Source organism: Nonomuraea sp. NPDC050227 (genome assembly GCF_044459705.1).
GTDB lineage: Bacteria > Actinomycetota > Actinomycetes > Streptosporangiales > Streptosporangiaceae > Nonomuraea.
In genome coordinates, this window is the sequence record NZ_JBITJF010000007.1 from 283,395 (window position 1) to 305,304 (window position 21,910).

The following is a 21,910-nucleotide window of genomic DNA, read 5'->3' on the forward strand; positions in this document are numbered from 1 at the left end:
GAAGAGGGCTCCGGGCGTCGTGCCCGGAGCCCTCTTCACGTGAGGCCGTTGTTCACTTGAAGCGGCGCAGCCGGAGGCTGTTGCTGACCACGAACACGCTGGAGAAGGCCATCGCGGCCCCCGCGATCATCGGGTTGAGCAGGCCGAGCGCGGCCAGCGGCAGGGCGGCCACGTTGTAGGCGAAGGCCCAGAACAGGTTGCCCTTGATCGTGCCGAGCGTCCGGCGGGAGAGCCTGATCGCGTCGGCGGCCACCCGCAGGTCACCGCGGACCAGGGTCAGGTCGGACGCCTCGATGGCGGCGTCCGTGCCGGTGCCCATGGCCAGGCCCAGGTCGGCCTGGGCGAGCGCGGCCGCGTCGTTGACGCCGTCGCCGACCATCGCCACGACCTTGCCCTCGCCCTGGAGCTCCTTGACCACGTCCACCTTGTCGGCGGGCAGCACCTCGGCGATCACCTCGTCGATGCCGACCTCGGCGGCCACCGTCCTCGCCACGGCCTCGTTGTCTCCGGTCAGCAGGACCGGGGTGAGACCGAGCGCCCGGAGCTGCTGGATGGCCTCCTTGCTGGTGGGCTTGATCACGTCGGCGACCACCAGCACCGCGCGGGCCTTGCCGTCCCAGCCGACCGCGACGGCGGTCCGGCCGCCCGCCTGGGCGGCGTGCAGAGCGCGTTCCAGGTCGGACGGCAGGTGCTGGGACCACTCCTCCAGCAGCCTCGGCCGGCCCACCAGGACCGCGTGCCCCTCGACGACGCCCTGGACGCCGAGACCCTCGACGTTCGCGAAGTCCTCGGGGGTGGGCAGGTCGCCGACGCGGGCGGCGGCGCCCTTGGCGATGGCCTGGGCGATCGGGTGCTCGGAGGCGTGCTCCAGAGCGCCCGCCAGGCGCAGCACCTCGGCCTCGTCCTCGCCCTCGGCCAGGTGCACGCCGGTGAGCGTCATCCGGCCCTCGGTGACGGTGCCCGTCTTGTCGAGCACCACCGTGTCGATGCGGCGGGTGGACTCCAGCACTTCGGGGCCCTTGATCAGGATGCCGAGCTGCGCGCCCCGGCCGGTGCCGACCAGCAGCGCCGTCGGGGTGGCCAGGCCGAGCGCGCACGGGCAGGCGATGATCAGCACGGCCACCGCGGCGGTGAAGGCCGCGCCGACGCCGTCGCCGGTGCCGAGCCAGAAGCCCAGCGTGCCCAGAGCCAGCGCGATCACGATCGGCACGAAGATGCCCGACACGCGGTCGGCCAGCCGCTGCACCTGCGCCTTGCCCGTCTGGGCGTCCTCGACCAGCTTGGCCATCTGGGCGAGCTGCGTGTCGGCCCCGACCCGGGTGGCGCGGACGACCAGCCGGCCGCCCGCGTTCACGGTCGCGCCGGTGACCGTGTCGCCGGGACGCACCTCGACGGGCACCGACTCGCCGGTCAGCATGGAGGCGTCGACCGCGGAGGTCCCCTCCTCGATCACGCCGTCCGTGGCGATCTTCTCGCCGGGCCGCACGACGAACAGGTCGCCCACGGCCAGCCGGTCGCTGGGGATGCGGGTCTCCACGCCGTCGCGCAGCACCGCGACGTCCTTGGCGCCCAGTTCCAGCAGGGCGCGCAGGGCAGCGCCCGCCCGGCGCTTGGAGCGGGCCTCGAAGTAGCGGCCGGCCAGGATGAACGCCGTCACCCCCGCCGCGGCCTCCAGGTAGATGTTGCCCGACCCGTCGGTGCGCTCGATCGTGAACGCGAAGGGGTGGGTCATGCCCGGGGTGCCGGCCGTGCCGAAGAACAGCGCCCACAGCGACCAGCCGAGCGCGGCGATGGTGCCGACCGAGATCAGCGTGTCCATCGTGGCGGCGCCGTGGCGCAGGTTCGTCCAGGCGGCCTTGTGGAACGGCCAGCCGGCGTAGACGACGACCGGCGCGGTGAGCACCAGCGACATCCACTGCCAGTTGGTGAACTGCAACGGCGGGATCATCGCCATCGCGATCACCGGCACCGCCAGCACCACCGAGGTGATCAACCGGCTGCGCAGCGGGCGCAGCTCGTCCTCCGGCTCCCGCTCGCCCGGCTCGCCCTCGGAGCGGGGCGGCGCGGGCAGCGCGGCGGTGTAGCCGGCCGCCTCCACCTGGGCGATCAGCTGCTGCGGATCGACGCCTTCGGGGAAGGTGACCTTCGCCTTCTCGGTGGCGTAGTTGACCGTGGCGGTCACGCCGTCCATCTTGTTGAGCTTGCGCTCGATGCGGTTGGCGCACGAGGCGCAGGTCATGCCGCCGATCGAGAGTTCGACCGCGTTCTGCCGGTCATCGGTGACAGAGGTCATCACCGTTCCCCTTTCCCAGTGGCTTTTCTCAGTGGCTGTGGTTGCCGTGTCCGGCGGGCGTCGCCGACGCGTCGGGGGTGGCGGGGGTGGCGGGCCGCGGCCCGGCCGCGAGCGTGAAGTCGGCGGTACGGACCTCGCCCTCGTGCTGGAAGTCCAGGAACAGGCGGTAGTCGCCGCCGCTCGGCACCTCGGCGTAGAAGACGATCTCGGGGCCCGGCTGCGTCCTGCCGTCGCCCGGCTCGCCGTCGGGGTGGACGTGCAGGTAGGCCAGGTCTCGGCCGCGGAGGGCGACCAGGTGGCCGAAGGCGCCGAGGTAGGGCTGCAGGTCGGTGACCGGCTTGCCGTCCTTGCTGACCTTGAGGGTGAGCTTGCTGGCCTGGCCGGGCGTCAGGTCGCCGTCGAGGGTGACCTCGTAGCCGTCGACCTTGGAGGTGCGGCCGGTCTCCGGCAGCGGCTTGGGCTGGTAGTCGCCCGCCACGGCCAGGTCGGCGCCCAGTGTCAGGGCCGCGCCGCCGGTCGGCGCGAAGTCGGCGAAGGCCCGGTAGCCGCCCGCCTCGGGGAAGGTGACCTTGACCGACCAGATGCCGTCGGCCGACATCTCCGGGTGGACGTGCTGGAAGCTGCCCAGGTCGCGGGAGACCACGATGAAGTGCAGCTTCTTGTCGTGCTGGACCTGGTAGTCGGTGACCGGGCGGCCGTCGGGGCCGGTCACGGAGAAGCGGAAGTCGGCCGGCTCGCCGGGCTTGAGCGACGTGGTGAGCGGGTTGAGGGTGTAACCGTTCTCGGACACTTGGAGCCCCCCGGGGGTATCGTTCTTCTTCGTCGTCGTCGGCTGCTGGGCTGTGTGCTGGTTGTGGCCCGCGCTCTGCGCGGTCTCCACGGGGGCCGTCATGGCGCTGTGGTCGGCGGCGGGAGCGGCCCCGACCGGGCCCACGACCTTGCCGGCGCCCAGGGCCCCGCCGAAGACGACGGCCAGCCCCAGGGCGTAGGAGCCGAGCTTGGCTGCGGTGTTCACGACTGGTTCGCCACTTCGTACCCGGCCTCCTCGACGGCGGCGACGATCTTCGCCGCGTCGATCGGGCTGTCACTCTCGACGGTCAGCAGGCCGGAGGCCAGATCGACCTCGACGCCGGTCACCCCGGCGACCTCGCCGACCTCCTCCTTGACCGAACTGACGCAGTGGCCGCAGGTCATGCCCTTGACGGTGTAGGTGGTGGTGCTCATATCGGTCTCTCCCTCAATCCGGTCAGGAACGAACAAGTCTGGCGATGGCGTCGGAGGCTTCCTTGACCTTGGCCTCGGCCTCCGGGCCGCCCTTCGCGGTGGCCTCGGCGACGCAGTGGGCCAGGTGGTCCTCCAGCAACGACAGGGAGAACGACTTCAAGGCGCTGGTCGCGGCCGACACCTGGGTCAGGATGTCGATGCAGTACTTGTCGTCCTCGACCATCCGCTGCAGGCCGCGGACCTGCCCCTCGATGCGGCGCAACCGCATCCCTTGGTCCTGCTTGCCACTGCCGTGTCCAGCCATGTCAGCCCTCCCTCGGCTCGTTGCCGTTGAAGACACTATACCCCCCTATGGTATCCAGAAGGCAAGTGGCGGCCCCTGCCGACGAGATCCGGCGGCCGGATGAAAGGCTGAAGGCATGTTCCCGGAGACTCCCGCCGCCGCCGCGGCGCTGTCGGTGGCCGGTCGTCACTGCTCGCCCGCGCTGCTCAACCACTGCGTGCGCGCCTACCTGTGGGGAGCGATGTACGGCGCGGCCCACGGCATCGCCTTCGACGACGAGCTCTACTACGTCTCGGCGCTGCTCCACGACATGGGGCTGACCGAGCCCTTCGACAGCCACCGGCTGCCGTTCGAGGAGGCGGGCGGGCAGCTCGCCTGGGTGTTCGGCACGGCGGCCGGCTGGCCGGCCGAGCGCGCCGAGCGGGCCGCCGAGATCATCAGGCTGCACATGCGCGCCGACGTGTCCGCCGCCGACGACCCGGAGTCCCACCTGCTGCAGGTCGCCACGAGCTGGGACGTGGTCGGGCGGCGGCCCGAGGAGTTCGCGCCGGACGCGCGGGCGGAGCTGCTCGCCCGCCATCCCAGACTGGGCTTCGGCGCCGAGTTCCTGGCCTGCTTCGAGGACCAGGCCAGGCGCAAGCCGGACAGCGCCGCCGCGGCGTCGGTCCGGAACGACGTCGCGGGGCGGATCGCCGCCAACCCGCTGGACGGCGCCTGACCCGAGCCCCGGCGACTGATCCCAGCCCCGGCGGCTGACCCGAGCCCCGGCGACGCCGCAGGTCAGGAACCGGGCCGCAACGAGTTCCGGTACGGCGTCATGAACCGCGTCCTCGGCATCTGGTCGGCCAGCACGCCGCCGTCCACGACCAGGGTGGAGCCGGTGACGTAGCGGGCCGACTCCGAGACCAGGTACGCCACCGCGCCGGCCACGTCGTCCGGCCTGCCGTACCCGCCGCGCAGCGGGATGCGCTCCTCCCACGCCGCCTCGAAGGCCGCGCGGTCGAAGGGGAAGTCACCGTCGATCGGAGTGGCGATCATGCCGGGCGCCACGGCGTTGACGGTGATGCCATGAGCGCCCAGCTCGGCGGCGAGCGAGCGGGTGATCAGCTCCAGGGCGCCCTTGGAGGCGTTGTAGTGGGCCAGCCCGGCTTCGGCCATGAGGCCGTTCTTGGAGGAGACGTTGACGATCCGCCCCCGCACGCCGTCGGCGATCATGTGCTCGGCCACCCGCTGGGCCAGGAAGAACGGCGCGTCGCAGTTGACCCGCATGACGGCCTGCCAGCCGGCCACGGTGATCTCATTGAAGTGTTCGAGCCGGGCCACCCCGGCGTTGTTGACCAGGACGTGGATCGGCCCGTGGTCGCGGCGGACCGCGTCGGCCAGCCCGGCCAGGCCCTCGGTGTCGGCCAGGTCGAAGTCGTAGGCGCAGCCCGCGCCCGGCCGGTCGACGGTGATCACCCGGTAGCCGTCGGCCGTCAGGCGCGCGGCGATGGCCTGGCCGAGGCCCCTGGCGGCCCCGGTGACCACGGCCAGTTCGGTCATGACAGCCCCAGCAGGTCGAGCGACGGGCGGTGGATCAGCTTCTCGATCTCCTCCCGGTCCAGGGGCGGCAGACCGGGGATGCCGGGGACCGCGCCGACCGCCCGCAGCCCCGCCACCGAGGCGTCCACCGTGGTGAAGGGGTAGTCGCTGCCGAACAGCAGCTTGCCCCACACCCCGTAGTCCTGGGCCAGGCGCAGGCTGTGCCAGAGCTGGAAGGGGCGGTAGTGCAGGGCGGAGACGTCGGCGTAGACGTGGCGGTGCTTGCGGATCACCGCGATGCACTCCCCCTCGTACGGGTGGCCGAGGTGGGCCAGGACCATGCGCAGCTCCGGATGCCTGATGGCGACCTCGTCCAGGTGCACCGGCAGCGCGTAGCGCAGGGGCGCGGCCGAGACGAACGTGGTCCCGGTGTGCACCAGCAGCGGCAGGCCGTGGCGGGCGGCGTAGGCGTACAGGTCGTCCAGCTCGGGCGCGGCCGGGTCGAAACCGGCGTACATCGGCATGAGCTTGATGCCGCGCAGCCCCAGGTCGCGGTGGCCGTGTTCGAGCTCGTCGCGCCAGCCGGGCTGGGTCGGGTCGAGCGACAGGTAGCCGATGAGCCGGTCGGGGTGCTCGCCGGCGTAGGCGGCCACGGCGGCGTCGTCCACCCACAGGCCCGACCGCCTGGCCTTGCCGCCCACCACGACGGTACGGGTGCCGGCGGGCGAGGTGGCGGCGTAGTCCGCCCAGCGCACGGTCAGGTCGACGTGACCGCCGTGCGCGCGGGCGGACTCGGCCGCGAACGGGTCGCCGACGTCGTCCGGGCAGCTGAACAGGTGGGAGTGGACGTCAACGATCACGCTTCTCCCAGCCCTCCTTGAACATGTTCCAGAACCGGTGGGACGGCGGGTGCTCGGCGAAGACCTCGTCGGCCAGCTCGACGCCGAGGCCGGGCCGCTCCGGCAGGCCGACGTGACCGTCGACCACCGGCAGCACGCCCTTCAGCGCGTCGAAGACGTACGGCTCCAGCATGCCGTCGAACGTCTCCAGGACCAGCAGGTTCGGCATGCCGAGCACGGCGTGCACGGAGGCCGTGGTGCACAGCGGGGAGTTGGAGTTGTGCGGGGCGACGAGCATGGCGTGCACGTCGGCCTGCGCGGCCAGCTTCCTGATCTCGGTGAAGCCGCCGGCCATCGACAGGTCGGGCTGGATGATGTCCACCGCGCCGGTGGCGAACAGCCGGGCGTACTCGTAGCGGTTGTGGAAGTGCTCGCCGCCGGAGATGGGCATGGCGGCGCGGGCGCGCAGCTCGGCGTAGCGCTCGATGTGCGTCCACGGCAGCGGCTCCTCGAACCAGCCGAGGTCGAACGGCTCCAGCTCGCGCACGAGCCGGACGGCGGTCGGCATCGCGAACCGGGCGTGCCCCTCGACGAACAGGTCGAGGTCGGGCACGGCCTCGCGGACCGCCGCGACGATGTCGACCGAGAGCCGCAGCTCGGCCCGGGACAACTCGCCCAGCCCGGCGCCGAACGGGTCGAACTTCAGCCCGGTGTAGCCGCGGGCCGCGACCTCCTTGGCCTTGGCCGCGAACACCTGGGGGTCGCGTTCGCCGGTGTACCAGCCGTTGGCGTAGACCCGCACCCGGTCGCGGCAGGCGCCGCCGGTCAGCCGGTAGACGGGCACGCCCAGCGCCTTGCCCATGATGTCGTGGAGCGCCTGGTCGACGCCGGAGACGACGATGCCGCCGACGTCGCCGCCGCGCAGGAAGTCGCCCTGGTACATCCGCAGCCAGATCTCCTCGACGTCGAAGGGATCGGCCCCGATCAGATGGCGCTGGGCCATGGCCTCGGTCAGCGAGCAGGTCTCCCGGCCCCGGTAGGGGTGGGTGATCTCGCCGATGCCGCTCAGCCCTTCGTCGGTGTGGATGCGCACGTAGGAGAAGTCGCGCCAGGCGGTGCCCAGCGAGAGGGTCTCGACGCGGCTGATCCGGCCGGCGGGGCCGGCCGGGCGGCTGGTGTCAACGGTGAGCATCGGCGCCGCCCATGGTGCTGACGTCGGTCAGGTCGAGCACGTCGCCGCGGGCGAGCCTGGCCGCGGTGGCGGCCGCCTCCAGCAGGTGGTCGGCGTCGGCGTCGGTGTGGGCGTAGGAGACGTGGCTGCGCTTGAGGTTCAGTGGCAGCTCGAAGACGCCGTGCTCCAGCAGCCGGCGGCGGTACCCGATGAACATGTTGGCATCATTGCGCAGCAGGTCGTCGTAGGTGCGGGCGGGTCCGGTCATGAAATATCCGACGAAGACCGAGCCGTACCCGCTGACCAGCGCCGGGATGTCCAGCGAGGCGAACACCTCGGCCAGGCCGGTCCTGATCCGCTCGCCGAGGCGGAAGACGTGCTTGTGCACCGGCTCCTCGCGCAGCTTGCGCAGCGTGGCCAGGGCGGCCGCCACGACGGCGGGGTGGCCGTTGTAGGTGCCGGCGAAGAAGGCGGGGCCGCCCGGTCGCGAGCTGAACAGCTCCATGAGATCGGCGCGGCCTCCGAGCGCGCCCACCGGGTAGCCGTTCGCGATCGCCTTGCCCATGGTGGTGAGGTCGGGGGTGATCCCGCAGATCGCCTGCCAGCCGCCCAGGTGGTGGCGGAAGCCGGTGATGACCTCGTCGAAGATCAGCACGCTGCCCGCCCTGGTGCACTCGGCGCGCAGCGTCTGCAGGAACTCCTGCTCGGGCAGCAGGCAGCCGACGTTGTGCGGCACCGGCTCCAGGATGACGGCGGCGATGTCGTCGCCGTGCTCGGCGAACGCCCGGCGTACCGCCTCGGGGTCGTTGAACGGCAGGACCAGCGTGGCCTGCAGCACCTCGGGCAGGATGCCGGTCGAGATCGGGTCGTGGGTGCCGACCTTCTCCGGCGCGGAGATCACGTTGAGGCTGACCGCGTCGTGCCAGCCGTGGTAGCAACCCTGGAACTTGACCACGAGCCGGCGGCCGGTCGCGGCCCTGGCCACGCGCAGGGCGTGGAAGGTGGCCTCGCTGCCGGTGCTGGTCAGGAGCACCTTCTCCACGCTCGGCACGAGCTCTGCCAGCGTCTCGGCGAGCTCGACCTCGCCGGCCGTGACGCCCACGCCGCACAGGTCCACCGTGCGGCCGGCCTCGGCGACGGCCGCGCTGACGTCGGGGTCGTTGTGGCCGAGCAGCGGCGGGCCGAAGGCGGCGTGGTAGTCGACGAACTCCCGTCCTTGCGAGTCGCGGAAGCGGGCGCCGGCGGCATGGGTGATCACCAGGTCGGTGAGCCCGGGAATGCTGCGCTGCCCGCTGTTCACGCCGCCGGGGATGACCTGGCGTGCGCGCTCGGCTAGGTGCTTCAAATCTCTCTCCTCCGACGCGCCTCCCGGCCCGGCCCGGCCTGGGAAGCGCTGATCGTCCGCCACAAATTCCGAACAGTGTTTGGCAATACCGAACAGACGAGGGAGATTGAAACACGAGATTGGGTGGGGGTCAACGATGAATTCCGCTAAGCTGTTCGGCTGTGACGAACACTGCTGCTGAGGAATCGCGATATTGGGTCCGCAGCGTCGCCCGCGCCGCCGAGGTGCTGGAGGTCCTGTCCCGCGTGGGGCCGGGTGGCGGCATGAGCGTGACCGAGGTCGCCGCGGCCTGCGGGCTGAGCAAGAGCGCCGCCTTCGCCACCCTCTACACGCTGCGCGGCTACAGCCTGGTCGCCGACGACGGCGAGGGCATGAACCGCCGCTACCGGCTGGGCATGGCGCTGTCCAGGCTGGGCGCCAGGGCCCAGGAGCAGCTCTCGCTGCGCGACGTGGCCCGCCCCGCGCTGGTCGCGCTCACCGAACGCACCGGGATGAACTCCAGGCTCGCGGTGCCCGAGGCCGGCCAGGCGGTCGTCGTCGACCAGGTGAGCAACGGCGAGCGCATCCAGGTCGACCTGCGGATGGGCACCAGGGAGCTGCCCCACTGCACCGGGCTGGGCAAGGCGCTGCTGGCCGAGATGGACGACGAGGAGGTCGCCAGGGTCGTCGGCCACGTCGGCCTGCCGCGCCGCACCGGTAACACGATCACCGAGCTCCCGTTGCTGCTGGCCCACCTGAAGACGGTCAGGGAACTCGGCTACGCGGTCGACGACGAGGAGGACGCCGACGGCATCTTCTGCATCGGCAGCGCGCTGCGCGACCACACCGGCGCCTGCGTCGGCGCGATCAGCATCACCTCGCTCAAGCGCGACCTGCCCGCCTGGCGCTACCAGGAGCTCGGCCGGGAGGTGAGAGAGACGGCGGCGATGATCTCCCAGCATCTCGGGCATGCCACGTGACGGCTTGACAGATGCCTCATCCACTGTCTAGCGTCCTCGCCAATCGTTTCGGGCGAAGATCCGACTCCGAGCGCCGCGGCCCCCGGCGCCGGACGTCTGGCCGCAGCACCGCCGCCTGCCCGCCTTCGCACGTCGCCCGGCCTTCCCATCACCCCGCTCCCGAAGGCCTCCCCCCATGAACCATGTAGCCGACGTCGCGCGCCTTCTCGCGCTCGACGCCTCCCGACTCGCCGACGGCACGCTGCTGCGTGTCGCGGGCTATCACCGCGCCGGTGACGGCGGTGGCAAGCTCGTCCGCTGGGACGCGGCCGCCACCGCGCCCGCCAACGGCGGCACCGTGCTGGGCTCCGCGCCCAAGGGCCGCTGGATCCAGCTGCACGACGGCTGCCTCGACTTCCGCGCCTTCGGCGTCTTCGACGACAAGACCCCCGCCGACGACGCCCTGGAGGCCATGGTCGGCGACCCGGCCGTCTCCAGGATCGAGGCCCACACCGACCTCAACTTCGTCAGGCGCCACAAGTTCCAGCGCTCCGGCCTGGTGCTCGACTTCGGCGGCCACACCATGACCACCGCCGGCATCGAGAAGAACTCCCACGACAACCCCTTCGGCGCGGTCCTGTTCTTCCAGGGCGAGCGGACCGGGACCACCGTCACCGGCACGCTCACGGCCACGCTCCCCGACCTGGCCGACGTCTTCGAGGTCGACTCCCGGCAGTTCCAGGTCGGCCAGTGGTGGGCCGTGCAGGTCGACGCGCTGGCCGGCACGTACGAACGCGAGCTCCAGCGCCTGGTCCAGATCACCCAGGTCGTCGACGGCCGGCACGTCCGGGTCAACTACAAGAACGGCTGGGAGCTGGCCGCCGGCCGTACGCTGACCTGGACGCTGGTCCGGCCGGTCGAGCGCGTGCACGTGCGCGACCTGCGCTTCGAGGCGGCCCCGGGCGGCGACGAGTACACCGGCTCGCACCCGATCGCCTACGAGTACGCCGTCCACTGCGACGTCGAGGACGTGCACGCCACCGGCAGCTTCTGGCCGGTGATCATGCGACGCTGGTGCACCCACTTCCGCACCGAGCGCTGCAGCCTGAAGAACCCCCCGACCGTCATGTACGGCGGAGCCGGCTACCTGACCCAGCAGATCTACTGCCTGTACGGCCACGTCGCCGACTGCACCACCTCCAACGTCCGCCATCTCAACGACTTCACCGCCAGCGCCTACTGCACGGTCGAGAACTGCCACGGCGACGGCGACGACGAGGGCGGCAACCCCTTCACCACCCACGGCCAGTACGAGCACGACCTGGTCTTCACCGGCAACTCCGGCCTCATGGACATCGCCAACAGCGGCGCGCTCTGGGGCACCAGCGCCAAGCGCATCACCGTGCGCAAGCACCTGTGCTCGTGGTTCGTCGCCGGAACCAAGATCACCGACCTGACGCTGGAGGACGTCCGGGTGATCCCGCGCTCGACGTTCGACCCGGCGGGAACGCTCCAGGTGAACGCCGACGGCCTGCACATGCGCGGCTGCTCGGCCAAGACGGTGGCGATCGGCCAGCGCTCCAGCCGCTCCGGCAGGCCCAACGTCATCGAGGGCTGCTCCTTCGAGCTGCCGAAGGACCAGGTGCTGGTGCAGACGCCGGTGAGCAACGCGCTGCACTTCAAGGAGTGCGCCATCACCGGTCTCGACGGCGCCACCCTGCGCGGCTCCGGCCCCCTTCGCTTCACCGGCTGCGTCCTGAGCGGATCGGGCAAGGTCTCGGTGGGCTCGGCCGACGTCGTGATCAGCGGCGGCCGGCTCGACGGCGTGCGCGTCGAGCTGAGCGCCGTGCGCGACCAGCGGCTGCGCCTGGAGGGCGTCACGCTGGAGAACGCCGCGCTCGGCCGGGCCGCCGGTCCGGGCGTCCTGACCTGGGAACTGGCCGCCTGCACGGCCACCGGCACCCGCGTCGAGCCGGCCACCGGCGACAACCGCTGGCGCGCCACCGGCTCCCGGTTCACCGGCGGCCGGCTCGACCTGACCGCCACCACCGTCCTGGTGCACACCGGCTGCACCGAGGAGGGCGTCGAGCGCGCCTTCCCGCCCGCCGGCCCCCGCGTCCTCATCGCCGACACCCTCGCACTGTAAGGAACCACCCCCATGGAACGTCGTGACATCCTGCGCGTCACCGGTTTAGCGGCTGTCGGCACCGTCCTGATGGCCAAGCCCGCGCTCGCCGAGCCGGACAAGAAGCCCAAGGACGAGGTGCAGGCGGTCGCCACCGTGGCCGAGCTGCTCGCCTTCGAGGCCGCCAAACTGGCGGACGGCACGCTGGCGCAGGTCGCGGGCTATCTCCAGCCGGGCGACGGCGGCGGCAAGCTCGTCCGCTGGGACGCGGCCGCCACCGCGCCCGCCAACGGCGGCACCGTGCTCGGCTCCGCGCCCAAGGGCCGCTGGATCCAGCTGCACGACGGCTGCCTCGACTTCCGCGCCTTCGGCGTCTTCGACGACAAGACCCCCGCCGACGACGCCCTGGAGGCCATGGTCGGCGACCCCGCCGTCTCCAGGATCGAGGCCCACACCGACCTCAACTTCGTCAAGCGCCACAAGTTCCAGCGCTCGGACCTGGTGCTCGACTTCGGCGGCCACACGATGCGCACCGTCGGCATCGAGAAGGCGGGCCAGGACGACCCGTTCGCGGCGGTGATGTTCTTCCGCGGCAAGGTCACCGCCACCACGGTCAGCCACAAGCTGAGCGCCCCGGTGCCCGACCTGTCGGACGTCTTCGAGGTCGCCGACTCCGCCGCCTTCAAGGTCGGGCAGTGGTGGAGCGCCGAGGTCAACGCGCTGTCCGGCCGCTGGGAACGCGAGCTGCAGAAGCTGGTCGAGGTCACCCAGATCGTCGACGGCACGCACATCCGGGTCAACTACAAGAACGGCTGGGAGCTGGCCGCCGGCCGCACGATCACCTGGACCCTGGTCGAGCCGGTCGAGCGCGTGCACGTGCGCAACCTGCGCTTCGAGGGCGTCGCGGACGGCGACCAGTACACCGGCTCGCACCCGCTGGCCTACGAGTACGCCGTCCACTGCGACGTCGAGGGCATCCACGGCACGGGCACGTTCTGGCCGCTGATCATGCGGCGCTGGGCCACCCACTTCCGCACCGAACGCTGCACGCTGAAGAACCCCGCCAGCGTGACCTGGGGCGGGGCGGGCTACCTGACCCAGCAGATCTACTGCCTGTACGGCCACGTCCGCGACTGCCACACGGCCAACGCCCGGCACCTGAACGACTTCACCGCCAGCGCCTACTGCTACGTGGAGAACTGCCACGGCGACGGCGACGACCAGGGCCCGTTCGTCACCCACGGCCAGTACGAGCACGACCTGACCTACACCGGCAACTCCGGCCTGATGACCTTCGCCAACTCCGGCGCGGCCTGGGGCTCGGCGGCCAAGCGCATCACGGTGCGCAAGCACGTCTGCTCGTGGTTCGTGGCCCGGGTGAAAGTCACCGACCTGACGCTGGAGGACCTCCAGGTCATCGGCAAGCCGTCGCTGGAGGGCTCGGGCATGATCTGGGTCAACGCCGACGGCGTGCAGATGCGCGGCTGCTCGGCCAGCCACACGCTGATCGTCTCCCAGCAGTCGAAGGTGTCGCGGCGGCCCAACATCATCGAGGGCTGCGTCTTCAACGTCCCGGCCAAGAGCGAGATCGTCCAGGCGAACGTGACCGCGCCGCTGCACGTCAGCCGCACCACCTTCCACGGCCTGAACGGCAACGCCTTCAACGGCGCGGACCTGCGCCTGTCCGGCTCGACGCTGAACGGCGCCGAGGGCGCGGCCCCGCTGGTCCTGGCCGGTTCGGTGGCGCTGACCGGCTGCACGGTGAAGAACGTGGGCCTGGCCGCCGCCGGCAAGGCCGACCAGCGCATCCGCCTCGACGGCGGCACCGAGCTGGCCGAGGCCGGGCTGTCGCGGGTGGAGGCCGCCGGGCTGGTCTCCTGGCAGCTGGCCGGGGTCCGCAGCCAGAACGCCGGAGCCCACGTCCAGCTCGACGCCGGCCGGAACCGCTACGCGGCGACCGGCTGCCAGTTCGGCGGCGGCCGCCTGTCGATCAAGGCCTTCGAGGTGGTCCAGCACACGGGCAACGTCGAGGAGGGCGTCGCCAGGGAGCTGCCGGCTGACGGCCCGAAGGTCCTCACATCAGGAAATCTGGTGATTTAGGTGCGAAAGATAACGCTGGCGGTCGCGGGAGCGGGCAACCGGGGGCAGACCTACGCCTCCTGGATCGCCGCGCACCCCGATCGCGCGGAGCTGGTCGCCGTGGCCGACCCCGACCCCGCCCGCCGGGCCAGGCTGGCCGGCCCCGGCGTGCGCGAGTTCGGCGACTGGCGCGACCTGCTGCGCGAGCGGGTGGCCGACGCCGTCGTCCTGGCCACCCAGGACCGCCTGCACGTCGAGCCCGCCATCGCCCTGGCGCGGGCGGGCTACGCGCTGCTCGTCGAGAAGCCCATGGCGCCGACCGAGGAGGAGTGCCGCGAGATCGTCTCGGCCGTCGGCGAGACCGGCGTGCTGCTCGCCGTCTGCCACGTGCTGCGCTACACGCCCTACACCGCGCTGGTGAAGGAGACCGTGGACAGCGGCGTGCTCGGCGAGGTCATGAGCGTCGAGCACCTGGAGCCGGTCGGCTGGTGGCACCAGGCCCACTCCTACGTGCGCGGCCCCTGGCGCAGCGAGCGCCTGGCCAGCCCGATGCTGCTGGCCAAGTCCTCCCACGACCTCGACTGGCTGACCTACGTCACCGGGCTCAGGATCGAGCAGGTCGCCAGCTTCGGCTCGCTCGGCCACTTCAGGCCCGAGCGGCGTCCGGAGCAGGCCGCCGACCGCTGCCTCGACTGCGTCCTGGAGCCCCGGTGCCCGTACTCGGCTCCCCGGCTGTACCTGGACCGCGGCTACGACTGGCCGACCAGCGTCCTCGGCGAGAACGAGGAGCAGGTCATGGACGCCCTGCGCACCGGCCCGTACGGCAGGTGCGTCTACGCCTGCGACAACGACGTGGTCGACCACCAGGTGCTCGCCATGCAGCTGACCGGCGGCGCGACCGCGACCTTCACCATGACCGCCTTCACCGAGCAGACCCACCGCCAGACCAGGATCTTCGGCACCCACGGGCGGCTGATCGGCGACGGCGAGTCGGTCGAGGTCCTCGACTTCCGCGACGGCCGCAGCAGCCGGCGCAGCGTCGCCGAGACCGGCTCGAACGCCGGCGACGGCCACGGCGGCGGCGACGACGGCGTGATGGACGCCTTCGTCACCGCGCTGGCCACCGGCGACCCCGCACACGTGCGCTCGGGCCCCACCGAGTCGCTCCACAGCCACCTCGCGGTCTTCGCCGCCGAGAAGGCCCGGCACAGCGGCACGGTCGTCACCGTGCCCGCATTCTAGGAAGGAACCATCATGCGACTGCGCGCGCTGGCCGCCGCTGCGGCCGCCCTCGGCACGCTGACCGCCTGCGGCGGCGGCTCCGGAGGCGACGAGAAGCAGACCGTGACCATGTGGATCTACCCGAACATCGCCGACCAGCCCAAGCACCAGGCGTTCTGGGACGAGCAGACCAAGGCGTTCGAGGCGGCCAACCCGAACATCGACGTCAAGGTCGAGATCTACCCGTGGGCCAAGCGCGACGAGGCGCTGTCCACGGCGATCGCCGGCAACAAGGCGCCCGACGTGGTCTACCTCATCCCCGACCAGCTCCCCAAGTACGCCAGGACGCTGGAGCCGGTGGACGCCTACCTCGCCGACAAGGCCGACTACCGGGACAACGCCCTGAAGTCGGTCACCATCGACGGCAAGGTCATGGGCGCGCCGATCCTCATGTCGGCCAACCCGCTGGTCTGCAACCAGAAGGCGTTCGACGCCGCCGGCGTCACCGAGTTCCCCAAGACCTGGGACGACGTGCTCGCCCTGGCCCCGAAGTTCAAGGCCAAGGACGTCGACGTCACCAACTACTGGGCCGACCCCGCCGCCACCCTCAACCAGTCGTTCTACCCGCTGCTGTGGCAGGCGGGCGGCGACGTGTTCAGCCCCGACGGCAAGTCGGCGGCCTTCGGCGGCGCGGAGGGCGTCAAGGCGCTGACCTTCCTGAAGAAGCTGGCCGACGGCGGCTACGTGGAGAAGGACCTGCTGACCGGGCTGCCCAAGTTCGAGCAGACCAGGACCGCGCAGAACAAGGTGGCCTGCACCTGGCAGCAGCTGCCCGCCGACGTCGAGTCGTTCTGGGGCAAGGAGAACATCAAGGTCCTGCCGCCGCTGACCGACGCCAAGCAGGTCGCCTACGGCACGGTCGGCTCGCTGGCCCTGCTCAAGGCGTCCGACCACAAGGAGGCGGCGGGCAAGTGGATCGGCTTCGCCACCGGCGCCGCCCCGAGCAAGGCCTACGACCTGGCCTCGGGCTACTTCTCCCCGCGCAAGTCCACCGGCTCGCTGTACGCGGCCGACCCGGTGCAGGCCGAGGTGGAGAAGGCGCTCGACCTGACCACGGCCGGGCCGCTGCACGAGAAGGCGCGTGACGTGATGGGCGTCCTGGCTCCCGAGATCCAGGCCGCGCTGATCGGCAAGAAGACGCCCGAGCAGGCGCTCGCCGACGCGGCCAAGGCCGCGGACGCGCTGCTGGGTGGCTGATGGCGGCGATCGACGTCAGGCGGTGGGAGGCGCGGACCGGACTGCTGTTCGTCCTGCCGTGCCTCCTGCTCTTCCTGCTGTTCCGGTTCGGCCCGTCCGTCGCCGGGGTGCTGCTGGGGTTCTTCGACTCCTCCATCGGCGCCAGCCCGGAGTGGACCGGCGTGGACAACTACCGGCGGATGGCCGCCGACCCCGTCTTCTGGGAGTCGCTGCGCATCACGCTGATCTACACGATCCTGTACGTGCCGGCGTCGATGGCCGCCTCGGTGGGCATGGCGCTGCTGGTGCGCCGCGCCTTCCGCGGGGCGGCCTTCTTCCGCTCGGTCTTCTTCCTGCCCGTCGTCACCAGCCTGGTCCTGGCCGGGACGGTCTTCACCTGGCTGTTCTCCTCCGAGGGGCCGATCACCAAGCTCACCGGACAGTCCTGGCTGGCCTCCACCACGCTGGTCATCCCGGCCCTGGTGATCGTCTCGGTCTGGTCCAGGTTCGGGTACGGCATGCTGATCGTCCTGGCCCGGCTGCAGGACCTGCCGCGGGAGCTGGAGGAGGCCGCGCTCACCGACGGCGCCTCCACCTGGCAGCGGTTCCGCTACATCGTGGCGCCGCAGCTGCGCCCGGCGCTGTTCTTCGTCGCCGTGATCGAGACGACGAACTCCTTCCAGGTGTTCGACCTGGTCTACGTGATGACCGGCGGCGGCCCGGCGCACGGCAGCTTCACGCTGGTCATGGCCCTGTACGAGCAGGCGTTCAAGAACTTCGACTTCGGCTACGCCAGCGCCATCGGCGTCGCGCTGTTCGTCATGACCCTCGTGGTCGCGCTGGTCCAGCGCCTGATGATCGGGAGGTCGAAGTGACGACATACCGCCCGTACAAGGCGCTGGAGCCGTCCAGGGGCGGCAAGGTGGCCAGGTTCGTCCTGCTGGCCGTCGCCACGCCGGTCACGTTGTTCCCGTTCTACGCGATGGTCGTGCTGTCGCTGAAGCCGGGCACGGCCGTGACGTTCCCGGAGAGCATGCTGCCCTGGCCGGTCGACTTCAGCGCCTACGGCGAGGTGCTGGGCGGCCGCGACCTGGTCACCTGGACGGTCAACACGCTGATCTACTCCGTGGTCAGTGTGGTGGCCGTGCTGCTGCTGGCCTCGCTGGCCGGATACGCCTTCGCCAAGAAACGGTTCCCCGGCCGCGAGCCCATGTTCTGGTCGTTCCTGGCCATGGTCATGGTGCCCTACCACGTGACGCTCATCCCGACCTTCATGCTCATCGCCGAGCTGGGCGGGGTGGACACGTACTGGGGGCTGATCCTGCCAACGCTCGCCAACGCGCAGGCGGTCTTCCTCATGCGGCAGTTCATCATGGGCCTGCCGGACGAGCTGTTCGAGGCGGCCCGGCTCGACGGCGCCTCCGAATGGCGGATCTTCATCAGGATCGTCCTGCCGTTGTGCAAGCCGATCCTGGCCACGCTGGGCGTCTTCGTCTTCCTGTGGCACTGGAACGACCTGCTCTGGCCGCTCATCATCGGCGGCGGCGCCGACATGCGCACCCTGACCGTGGGCATCGCCTCCCTGCAGACGGAGAACGTCCCGCTCAGCGTCGTGCTGGCCGGGGCCACGGTCGCGTTCGTACCGATCTTCGCCGCCTACCTGGTCGGCCAGCGTTATTTCACCGAAGGAGTCACGATGTCGGGGATCAAGGGTTGATGTTCACCTCCGTCGACGATCTGGAAGAGCACCTCACCCGTCCGTCCGAGTCGCTCGTCGCCGACCTCGCCGCCGGCTCCGGCGACCTGGTCGTGCTGGGCGCCGGGGGCAAGATGGGGCCCACGTTGTGCCGCCTGGCCCGGCGCGGCCTGGACGCCGCCGGTCGCGACGCCGACCGCGTCTTCGCCGTCTCCCGGTGGTCCGACCGCGCGGCGGCCGGCGCCCTCGCCGCGCACGGCGTGGACGTCGTCCCCTTCGACCTGCTCGACGGCGACCTGGGCACGCTGCCCGACGCCACGGACGTGGTCTTCATGGTCGGGGCGAAGTTCGGCACGTCCGCCGCGCCGTACCTGGCCTGGGTCGTCAACGCGGCCCTGCCCGCCCGCGTCGCCGAGCGGTACGGCGGTGCGCGCGTCGCCGCGCTGTCCACGGGCAACGTCTACCCGCTGGTGCCGCTGTCGTCCGGCGGCAGCGTCGAGGGCGACCCGGTCGGGCCGGTGGGCGAGTACGCGATGAGCTGCCTCGGCCGCGAGCGCGTCTTCGAGCACGCGGCCGCCACCCGCGGCACGGCGGTGACGATCGTCCGCCTCAACTACGCCGTGGACCTGCGGTACGGCGTGCTGGCCGACATCGGGCAGCGGGTGCTGTCCGGCGCTCCGGTGGACGTGACGACCGGGCACGTCAACGTGGTCTGGCAGGGCTACGCCAACGAGGTCGTGCTGCGCTCGCTGGCCCACGCGACGGCGGGCACGCCGTTCACGCTGAACCTGACCGGCCCCGAGACCGCCTCGGTGCGCCGGGTGGCCGCCGCCTTCGGCGCGCGCCTCGGCACGCCGGTGTCCTTCGAGGGCGCGGAGGCCGCGACGGCGCTGCTGAACGACGCCACGCTGTGCCACCGCCTGTTCGGCTACCCCAACGTGCCGCTGGGCACGCTGGTCGACTGGCAGGCCGACTGGCTGGCCGCCGGGCTGCCGACGTCGGGCAAGCCCACCAAGTTCGCCGTACGAGACGGGAGATTCTGATGCCCACGCCGAACCCCGCGCTGTCGCGCCTGCGGGCGGGGACCGTCATCCCCGCCCACCCGCTGGCGCTCACCGCGGACCGGACGCTGGACGAGCGCCGCCAGGCCGCGCTCACCCGGTACTACCTGGCGGCGGGGGCCGGCGGCCTGGCCGTGGGCGTGCACACGACCCAGTTCGAGATCCGCGGGGCCGGGCTGCTGGAGCCGGTCCTCCGGCTGGCCGCCGACGTCGCCCGGGAGTCCGCCCGTGACTCCGCCCGGGAGCGGCCGGTGCTGGTCGCCGGGGCGTGCGGGCCGACCGCGCAGGCGGTGGCCGAGGCCGAGCTGGCCGCCTCGCTCGGGTACGACGCCGTGCTGCTCTCGCCCGTCGTGCCCGGCGCGTCCGAGGACGACCTGCTGGCGCGGGCGCGGGCCGTGGGCGAGGTGCTGCCGGTCGTCGGCTTCTACCTCCAGGCGGCGATCGGCGGGCCGGTGTTGTCGCGCGGCTTCTGGCGGGCCCTGGCCGACCAGCCCTCCACGGTCGCGGTGAAGGTGGCGGCGTTCGACCGCTACCGCTCGCTGGACGTGGCGCACGGCGTGGCCGCCTCCGACCGGGCCGACCAGGTCGCCCTCTACACGGGCAACGACGACCACATCATCGGCGACCTGCTGGCCGAGCTGCCCGGCGGCCTGCGCTTCGCCGGCGGCCTGCTCGGCCAGTGGGCGGTGTGGACGCGGGCGGCGGTGGAGATGGTCGACGGTCTGCGCGACGACCCGGCGCGGTGGTGGGGCCGGGCCACGGCGCTCACCGACGCCAACGCCGCCGTCTTCGACAGCGCAAACGCCTTCGCCGGCTGCATCGCCGGCGTGCACGAGGTGCTGCGCAGACAGGGCCTGCTGGCCGGCACCTGGTGCCTCGACCCGGACGAGGGCCTCTCCCCCGGCCAGGCCGAGGAGCTGACCCGGGTCAGCGCCGCCTACCCGTGGCTGACCGACGACGACTTCGTGGCGGAGCACCGCGATGCCTGGCTCGGCTGACTCCGCCGTGCGCGTCCTGGTCAGCGTGCCGCCGCCGCTGCGCGCGCAGTTCTTCCCCGACCCCGCCGCCCTGCTGGCCCTGGGGGACGTGCGGCTGCTCGACGACCACCGCGCGCTGCCCGAGGCGCTGCCCGGCACCGAGGTTCTGGTGACCTCCTGGGGGGTGCCGCCGCTGACCGCCGAGCTGCTCGACCGGGCGCCGGGGCTGCGGCTGGTCGCGCACACCGGAGCGACGGTCAAGCCGTTCGTCACCGGCGAGCTGTGGGCGCGGGGCGTCCGGGTGACGCAGGCGGGCGCGGCCATGGCCCGGTCGGTGGCCGAGGTGGCGCTGACGTTCACGCTGGCGCTGCTGCACCAGGTGCACCGCTTCGACCACGCCCTGCGCGGCGGCCGGCCGTGGGAGGCGGCCGAGCGGGCGCCGGCCAGGCGGGAGATCCTCGGCTGCCCGATCGGCGTCATCGGCGCCTCCAGGACCGGCCGGGCCTACCTCGACCTCGTCCGCGCGCTCGGCGCCGAGGTCGCTGTCGCCGACCCGTACCACGAGGGCGCCGTGGAGCTGGACGAGCTGCTGTCCACCAGCCGGATCGTGGCCGTGCACGCACCGGCGCTGCCGGAGACGCGCCACCTGCTCGGGGCGCGGGAGCTGGCGCTGATGCCCGACGGCGCCGGGCTGGTCAACACCGCCAGGTCGTGGCTGGTGGACGAGGCCGCCCTGCTGGCCGAGCTGCGTCCGGGACGGCTGGACGCGGCGATCGACGTCTTCGACGAGGAGCCGCTGCCGGTCGGGCACCCGTTCCGCGCGCTGCCGAACGTGCTGCTCACCCCGCACCAGGCGGCCGGCACCGATTCGGGGCGGGCCCGTCAGGGCCGGGTGGTGGTCGAGGAGATCGCCCGGTACGCCGGCGGCCTCCCGCTGGCGCACGAGGTGACGCCGGAGCTGCTGGGGAGGATGGGATGACGTCCCTGCGCACCGCCTGTCCGGGCGACCGGGAGGCGCTCTACGCGCTGTGGGCCGCCTGCTTCGACGCCCCGCACGTGGTGCCCCTGTACGAGACCGACCCCGGCCGGTACGGCCGGACGTTCGTGACCGGCGACGTGTCGGCCTGCGTGTACTACCTGCCGCGCCGGCTGCACGACGGCCTGGGCGGCGAGGTACGGATAGGGGGCGTGGCCAACGTCGCCGCCCATCCGTCGGTCCGCGGGCGCGGGCACGTCCGGCGGCTGCTGGCGCTGGCGGCCGAGGCGATGGCGGCCGACGGCTGCGCCTGGTCGTTGCTGTTCACCGGCACGCCGGGGGTCTACAAGGACTGGACCGGCTTCGAGCTGCGGACGGTGTCCGGCCCGTTGCGCCGGACCGGCCCGGCCGGGCGGGGGCTGCGCAGGATCCCCGCCGGCGAGGCGGCGGTGCTGCGGGAGGTGTACGAGCGGCACAACGCGCGGCGTCCGCTGACCGCCGTGCGCGACGAGGCGCACTGGCGGGACCGGCTGCCGATCTGGTACGGCGACCCGGTCGAGCTGCTGGCCGGGGACGCCGGGTACGCCGCCGTCCGCTGGGACGGCGGCGTCCTCGACGTGCTGGAGGTGGCCGGGGACCTGCCCGGGGTGCTCTCCGCGCTGGCCGCCGAGGCGGCGGTCCGGGGCGTCCGTACCGGCAGGGCCAGGCTGACCTGGGACGAGCCGGCTCTGCCGCACCTGTTCGCGAGCGTCGTCCGGGAGCGGGACCGCACGGGGATGGCCCGCGCGATCCTGGGCGACCCGAGCCCCGTGGTGGGCGCGGAGAACGCCGCCCACTGGCCGGCGGACTACTTCTGACAGCTGCGCCTCCCCGAGCAGACATCGGATGAATCTCCGCGCAGCTCTTGCCGAGAGATCAAAGATCG

At 72.1% G+C, this 21,910-nt stretch carries 20 protein-coding genes; 12 read left to right on the plus strand and 8 right to left on the minus strand.

The features are described from left to right. Positions 1-52 precede the first annotated feature (52 nt). The 4 genes from ACIBK9_RS27865 to ACIBK9_RS27880 are packed head-to-tail and all read right to left on the minus strand — an operon-like array spanning position 53 to position 3,821. A complete protein-coding gene (locus ACIBK9_RS27865) occupies positions 53-2,293 on the minus strand; it encodes a heavy metal translocating P-type ATPase (RefSeq protein WP_397161894.1) in 2,241 nt (746 codons plus the stop codon). 28 nt (positions 2,294-2,321) lie between these two features. Then, positions 2,322-3,308: a hypothetical protein gene (locus tag ACIBK9_RS27870; protein ID WP_397161895.1), complete on the minus strand. Its 987-nt coding sequence runs from the start codon at positions 3,306-3,308 to the stop codon at positions 2,322-2,324. Further along, complete coding sequence (locus tag ACIBK9_RS27875) at positions 3,305-3,517, minus strand: copper ion binding protein (RefSeq protein WP_358301136.1); 213 nt, start codon at positions 3,515-3,517, stop codon at positions 3,305-3,307. The genes ACIBK9_RS27870 and ACIBK9_RS27875 overlap by 4 nt, the downstream gene beginning before the upstream one ends. Before the next feature lie 22 nt (positions 3,518-3,539). After that, complete coding sequence (locus ACIBK9_RS27880) at positions 3,540-3,821, minus strand: metal-sensitive transcriptional regulator (RefSeq protein ID WP_352356023.1); 282 nt, start codon at positions 3,819-3,821, stop codon at positions 3,540-3,542. A 115-nt stretch (positions 3,822-3,936) separates the two neighbouring features. Here ACIBK9_RS27880 and ACIBK9_RS27885 point away from each other — a divergent pair, with 115 nt between their 5' ends. Then, complete coding sequence (locus ACIBK9_RS27885; RefSeq protein WP_397161896.1) at positions 3,937-4,518, plus strand: HD domain-containing protein; 582 nt, start codon at positions 3,937-3,939, stop codon at positions 4,516-4,518. Between the two features lie 62 nt (positions 4,519-4,580). Here ACIBK9_RS27885 and ACIBK9_RS27890 read toward each other — a convergent pair whose 3' ends face one another. Genes ACIBK9_RS27890 through ACIBK9_RS27905 form a run of 4 tightly spaced genes read right to left on the minus strand, consistent with a single transcriptional unit; the run spans position 4,581 to position 8,676 of the window. Then, positions 4,581-5,342, minus strand: a complete 762-nt coding sequence (locus tag ACIBK9_RS27890) for an SDR family NAD(P)-dependent oxidoreductase (RefSeq protein WP_397161897.1) — start codon at positions 5,340-5,342, stop codon at positions 4,581-4,583. Next, positions 5,339-6,181, minus strand: coding sequence for an amidohydrolase family protein (locus ACIBK9_RS27895; protein ID WP_352356029.1), 843 nt, complete (start codon positions 6,179-6,181; stop codon positions 5,339-5,341). The genes ACIBK9_RS27890 and ACIBK9_RS27895 overlap by 4 nt, the downstream gene beginning before the upstream one ends. Beyond that, positions 6,171-7,352: a mandelate racemase/muconate lactonizing enzyme family protein gene (locus tag ACIBK9_RS27900; protein WP_352356031.1), complete on the minus strand. Its 1,182-nt coding sequence runs from the start codon at positions 7,350-7,352 to the stop codon at positions 6,171-6,173. The genes ACIBK9_RS27895 and ACIBK9_RS27900 overlap by 11 nt, the downstream gene beginning before the upstream one ends. Then, positions 7,339-8,676 (minus strand): aspartate aminotransferase family protein, encoded by a 1,338-nt coding sequence (locus ACIBK9_RS27905; RefSeq protein ID WP_397161898.1) that lies wholly within the window; start codon positions 8,674-8,676, stop codon positions 7,339-7,341. Before ACIBK9_RS27905 ends, ACIBK9_RS27900 begins: the two co-directional genes overlap by 14 nt. Before the next feature lie 161 nt (positions 8,677-8,837). Between ACIBK9_RS27905 and ACIBK9_RS27910 the strand changes: the two genes are divergently transcribed. The 11 genes from ACIBK9_RS27910 to ACIBK9_RS27960 all read left to right on the plus strand — a co-directional run bounded on the left by ACIBK9_RS27910 (position 8,838) and on the right by ACIBK9_RS27960 (position 21,842). Further along, positions 8,838-9,635: an IclR family transcriptional regulator gene (locus ACIBK9_RS27910; RefSeq protein WP_397161899.1), complete on the plus strand. Its 798-nt coding sequence runs from the start codon at positions 8,838-8,840 to the stop codon at positions 9,633-9,635. A 175-nt stretch (positions 9,636-9,810) separates the two neighbouring features. Then, a complete protein-coding gene (locus ACIBK9_RS27915) occupies positions 9,811-11,760 on the plus strand; it encodes a hypothetical protein (protein ID WP_397161900.1) in 1,950 nt (649 codons plus the stop codon). Between the two features lie 12 nt (positions 11,761-11,772). Next, entirely contained in the window at positions 11,773-13,839 is a 2,067-nt protein-coding gene (locus tag ACIBK9_RS27920; RefSeq protein ID WP_397161901.1) for a hypothetical protein, read from the plus strand. Continuing rightward, a complete protein-coding gene (locus ACIBK9_RS27925) occupies positions 13,840-15,060 on the plus strand; it encodes a Gfo/Idh/MocA family protein (RefSeq protein WP_397161902.1) in 1,221 nt (406 codons plus the stop codon). A gap of 12 nt (positions 15,061-15,072) precedes the next feature. Beyond that, positions 15,073-16,296 carry a sugar ABC transporter substrate-binding protein gene (locus tag ACIBK9_RS27930; RefSeq protein ID WP_352356043.1) on the plus strand — a complete coding sequence of 408 codons (1,224 nt, stop codon included), beginning with the start codon at positions 15,073-15,075 and terminating at the stop codon, positions 16,294-16,296. Beyond that, positions 16,296-17,150 (plus strand): sugar ABC transporter permease, encoded by an 855-nt coding sequence (locus ACIBK9_RS27935; protein ID WP_344207378.1) that lies wholly within the window; start codon positions 16,296-16,298, stop codon positions 17,148-17,150. Before ACIBK9_RS27930 ends, ACIBK9_RS27935 begins: the two co-directional genes overlap by 1 nt. After that, positions 17,147-17,992, plus strand: a complete 846-nt coding sequence (locus ACIBK9_RS27940; RefSeq protein WP_397161903.1) for a carbohydrate ABC transporter permease — start codon at positions 17,147-17,149, stop codon at positions 17,990-17,992. The genes ACIBK9_RS27935 and ACIBK9_RS27940 overlap by 4 nt, the downstream gene beginning before the upstream one ends. After that, positions 17,992-19,014: an NAD-dependent epimerase/dehydratase family protein gene (locus tag ACIBK9_RS27945; RefSeq protein WP_397161904.1), complete on the plus strand. Its 1,023-nt coding sequence runs from the start codon at positions 17,992-17,994 to the stop codon at positions 19,012-19,014. The genes ACIBK9_RS27940 and ACIBK9_RS27945 overlap by 1 nt, the downstream gene beginning before the upstream one ends. Beyond that, the gene (locus tag ACIBK9_RS27950; protein ID WP_397161905.1) at positions 19,014-20,030 is read left to right on the plus strand and encodes a dihydrodipicolinate synthase family protein; all 1,017 of its coding nucleotides are present in this window, start codon (positions 19,014-19,016) and stop codon (positions 20,028-20,030) included. The genes ACIBK9_RS27945 and ACIBK9_RS27950 overlap by 1 nt, the downstream gene beginning before the upstream one ends. Then, complete coding sequence (locus ACIBK9_RS27955; protein ID WP_397161906.1) at positions 20,014-20,988, plus strand: hydroxyacid dehydrogenase; 975 nt, start codon at positions 20,014-20,016, stop codon at positions 20,986-20,988. Before ACIBK9_RS27950 ends, ACIBK9_RS27955 begins: the two co-directional genes overlap by 17 nt. Then, complete coding sequence (locus tag ACIBK9_RS27960; protein ID WP_397161907.1) at positions 20,985-21,842, plus strand: GNAT family N-acetyltransferase; 858 nt, start codon at positions 20,985-20,987, stop codon at positions 21,840-21,842. Before ACIBK9_RS27955 ends, ACIBK9_RS27960 begins: the two co-directional genes overlap by 4 nt. The last annotated feature ends 68 nt before the right edge of the window (positions 21,843-21,910 follow it).

Excerpts from the sequence above, each read along its gene's own strand:
- ACIBK9_RS27865 (WP_397161894.1), bottom strand. The coding sequence starts at position 2,293 with ATGACCTCTGTCACCGATGACCGGCAGAACGCGGTCGAACTCTCGATC.
- ACIBK9_RS27875 (WP_358301136.1), bottom strand. The coding sequence starts at position 3,517 with ATGAGCACCACCACCTACACCGTCAAGGGCATGACCTGCGGCCACTGC.
- ACIBK9_RS27880 (WP_352356023.1), bottom strand. The coding sequence starts at position 3,821 with ATGGCTGGACACGGCAGTGGCAAGCAGGACCAAGGGATGCGGTTGCGC.
- ACIBK9_RS27885 (WP_397161896.1), top strand. The coding sequence starts at position 3,937 with ATGTTCCCGGAGACTCCCGCCGCCGCCGCGGCGCTGTCGGTGGCCGGT.
- ACIBK9_RS27890 (WP_397161897.1), bottom strand. The coding sequence starts at position 5,342 with ATGACCGAACTGGCCGTGGTCACCGGGGCCGCCAGGGGCCTCGGCCAG.
- ACIBK9_RS27900 (WP_352356031.1), bottom strand. The coding sequence starts at position 7,352 with ATGCTCACCGTTGACACCAGCCGCCCGGCCGGCCCCGCCGGCCGGATC.
- ACIBK9_RS27915 (WP_397161900.1), top strand. The coding sequence starts at position 9,811 with ATGAACCATGTAGCCGACGTCGCGCGCCTTCTCGCGCTCGACGCCTCC.
- ACIBK9_RS27920 (WP_397161901.1), top strand. The coding sequence starts at position 11,773 with ATGGAACGTCGTGACATCCTGCGCGTCACCGGTTTAGCGGCTGTCGGC.
- ACIBK9_RS27930 (WP_352356043.1), top strand. The coding sequence starts at position 15,073 with ATGCGACTGCGCGCGCTGGCCGCCGCTGCGGCCGCCCTCGGCACGCTG.
- ACIBK9_RS27935 (WP_344207378.1), top strand. The coding sequence starts at position 16,296 with ATGGCGGCGATCGACGTCAGGCGGTGGGAGGCGCGGACCGGACTGCTG.
- ACIBK9_RS27945 (WP_397161904.1), top strand. The coding sequence starts at position 17,992 with ATGTTCACCTCCGTCGACGATCTGGAAGAGCACCTCACCCGTCCGTCC.
- ACIBK9_RS27950 (WP_397161905.1), top strand. The coding sequence starts at position 19,014 with ATGCCCACGCCGAACCCCGCGCTGTCGCGCCTGCGGGCGGGGACCGTC.
- ACIBK9_RS27955 (WP_397161906.1), top strand. The coding sequence starts at position 20,014 with ATGCCTGGCTCGGCTGACTCCGCCGTGCGCGTCCTGGTCAGCGTGCCG.
- ACIBK9_RS27960 (WP_397161907.1), top strand. The coding sequence starts at position 20,985 with ATGACGTCCCTGCGCACCGCCTGTCCGGGCGACCGGGAGGCGCTCTAC.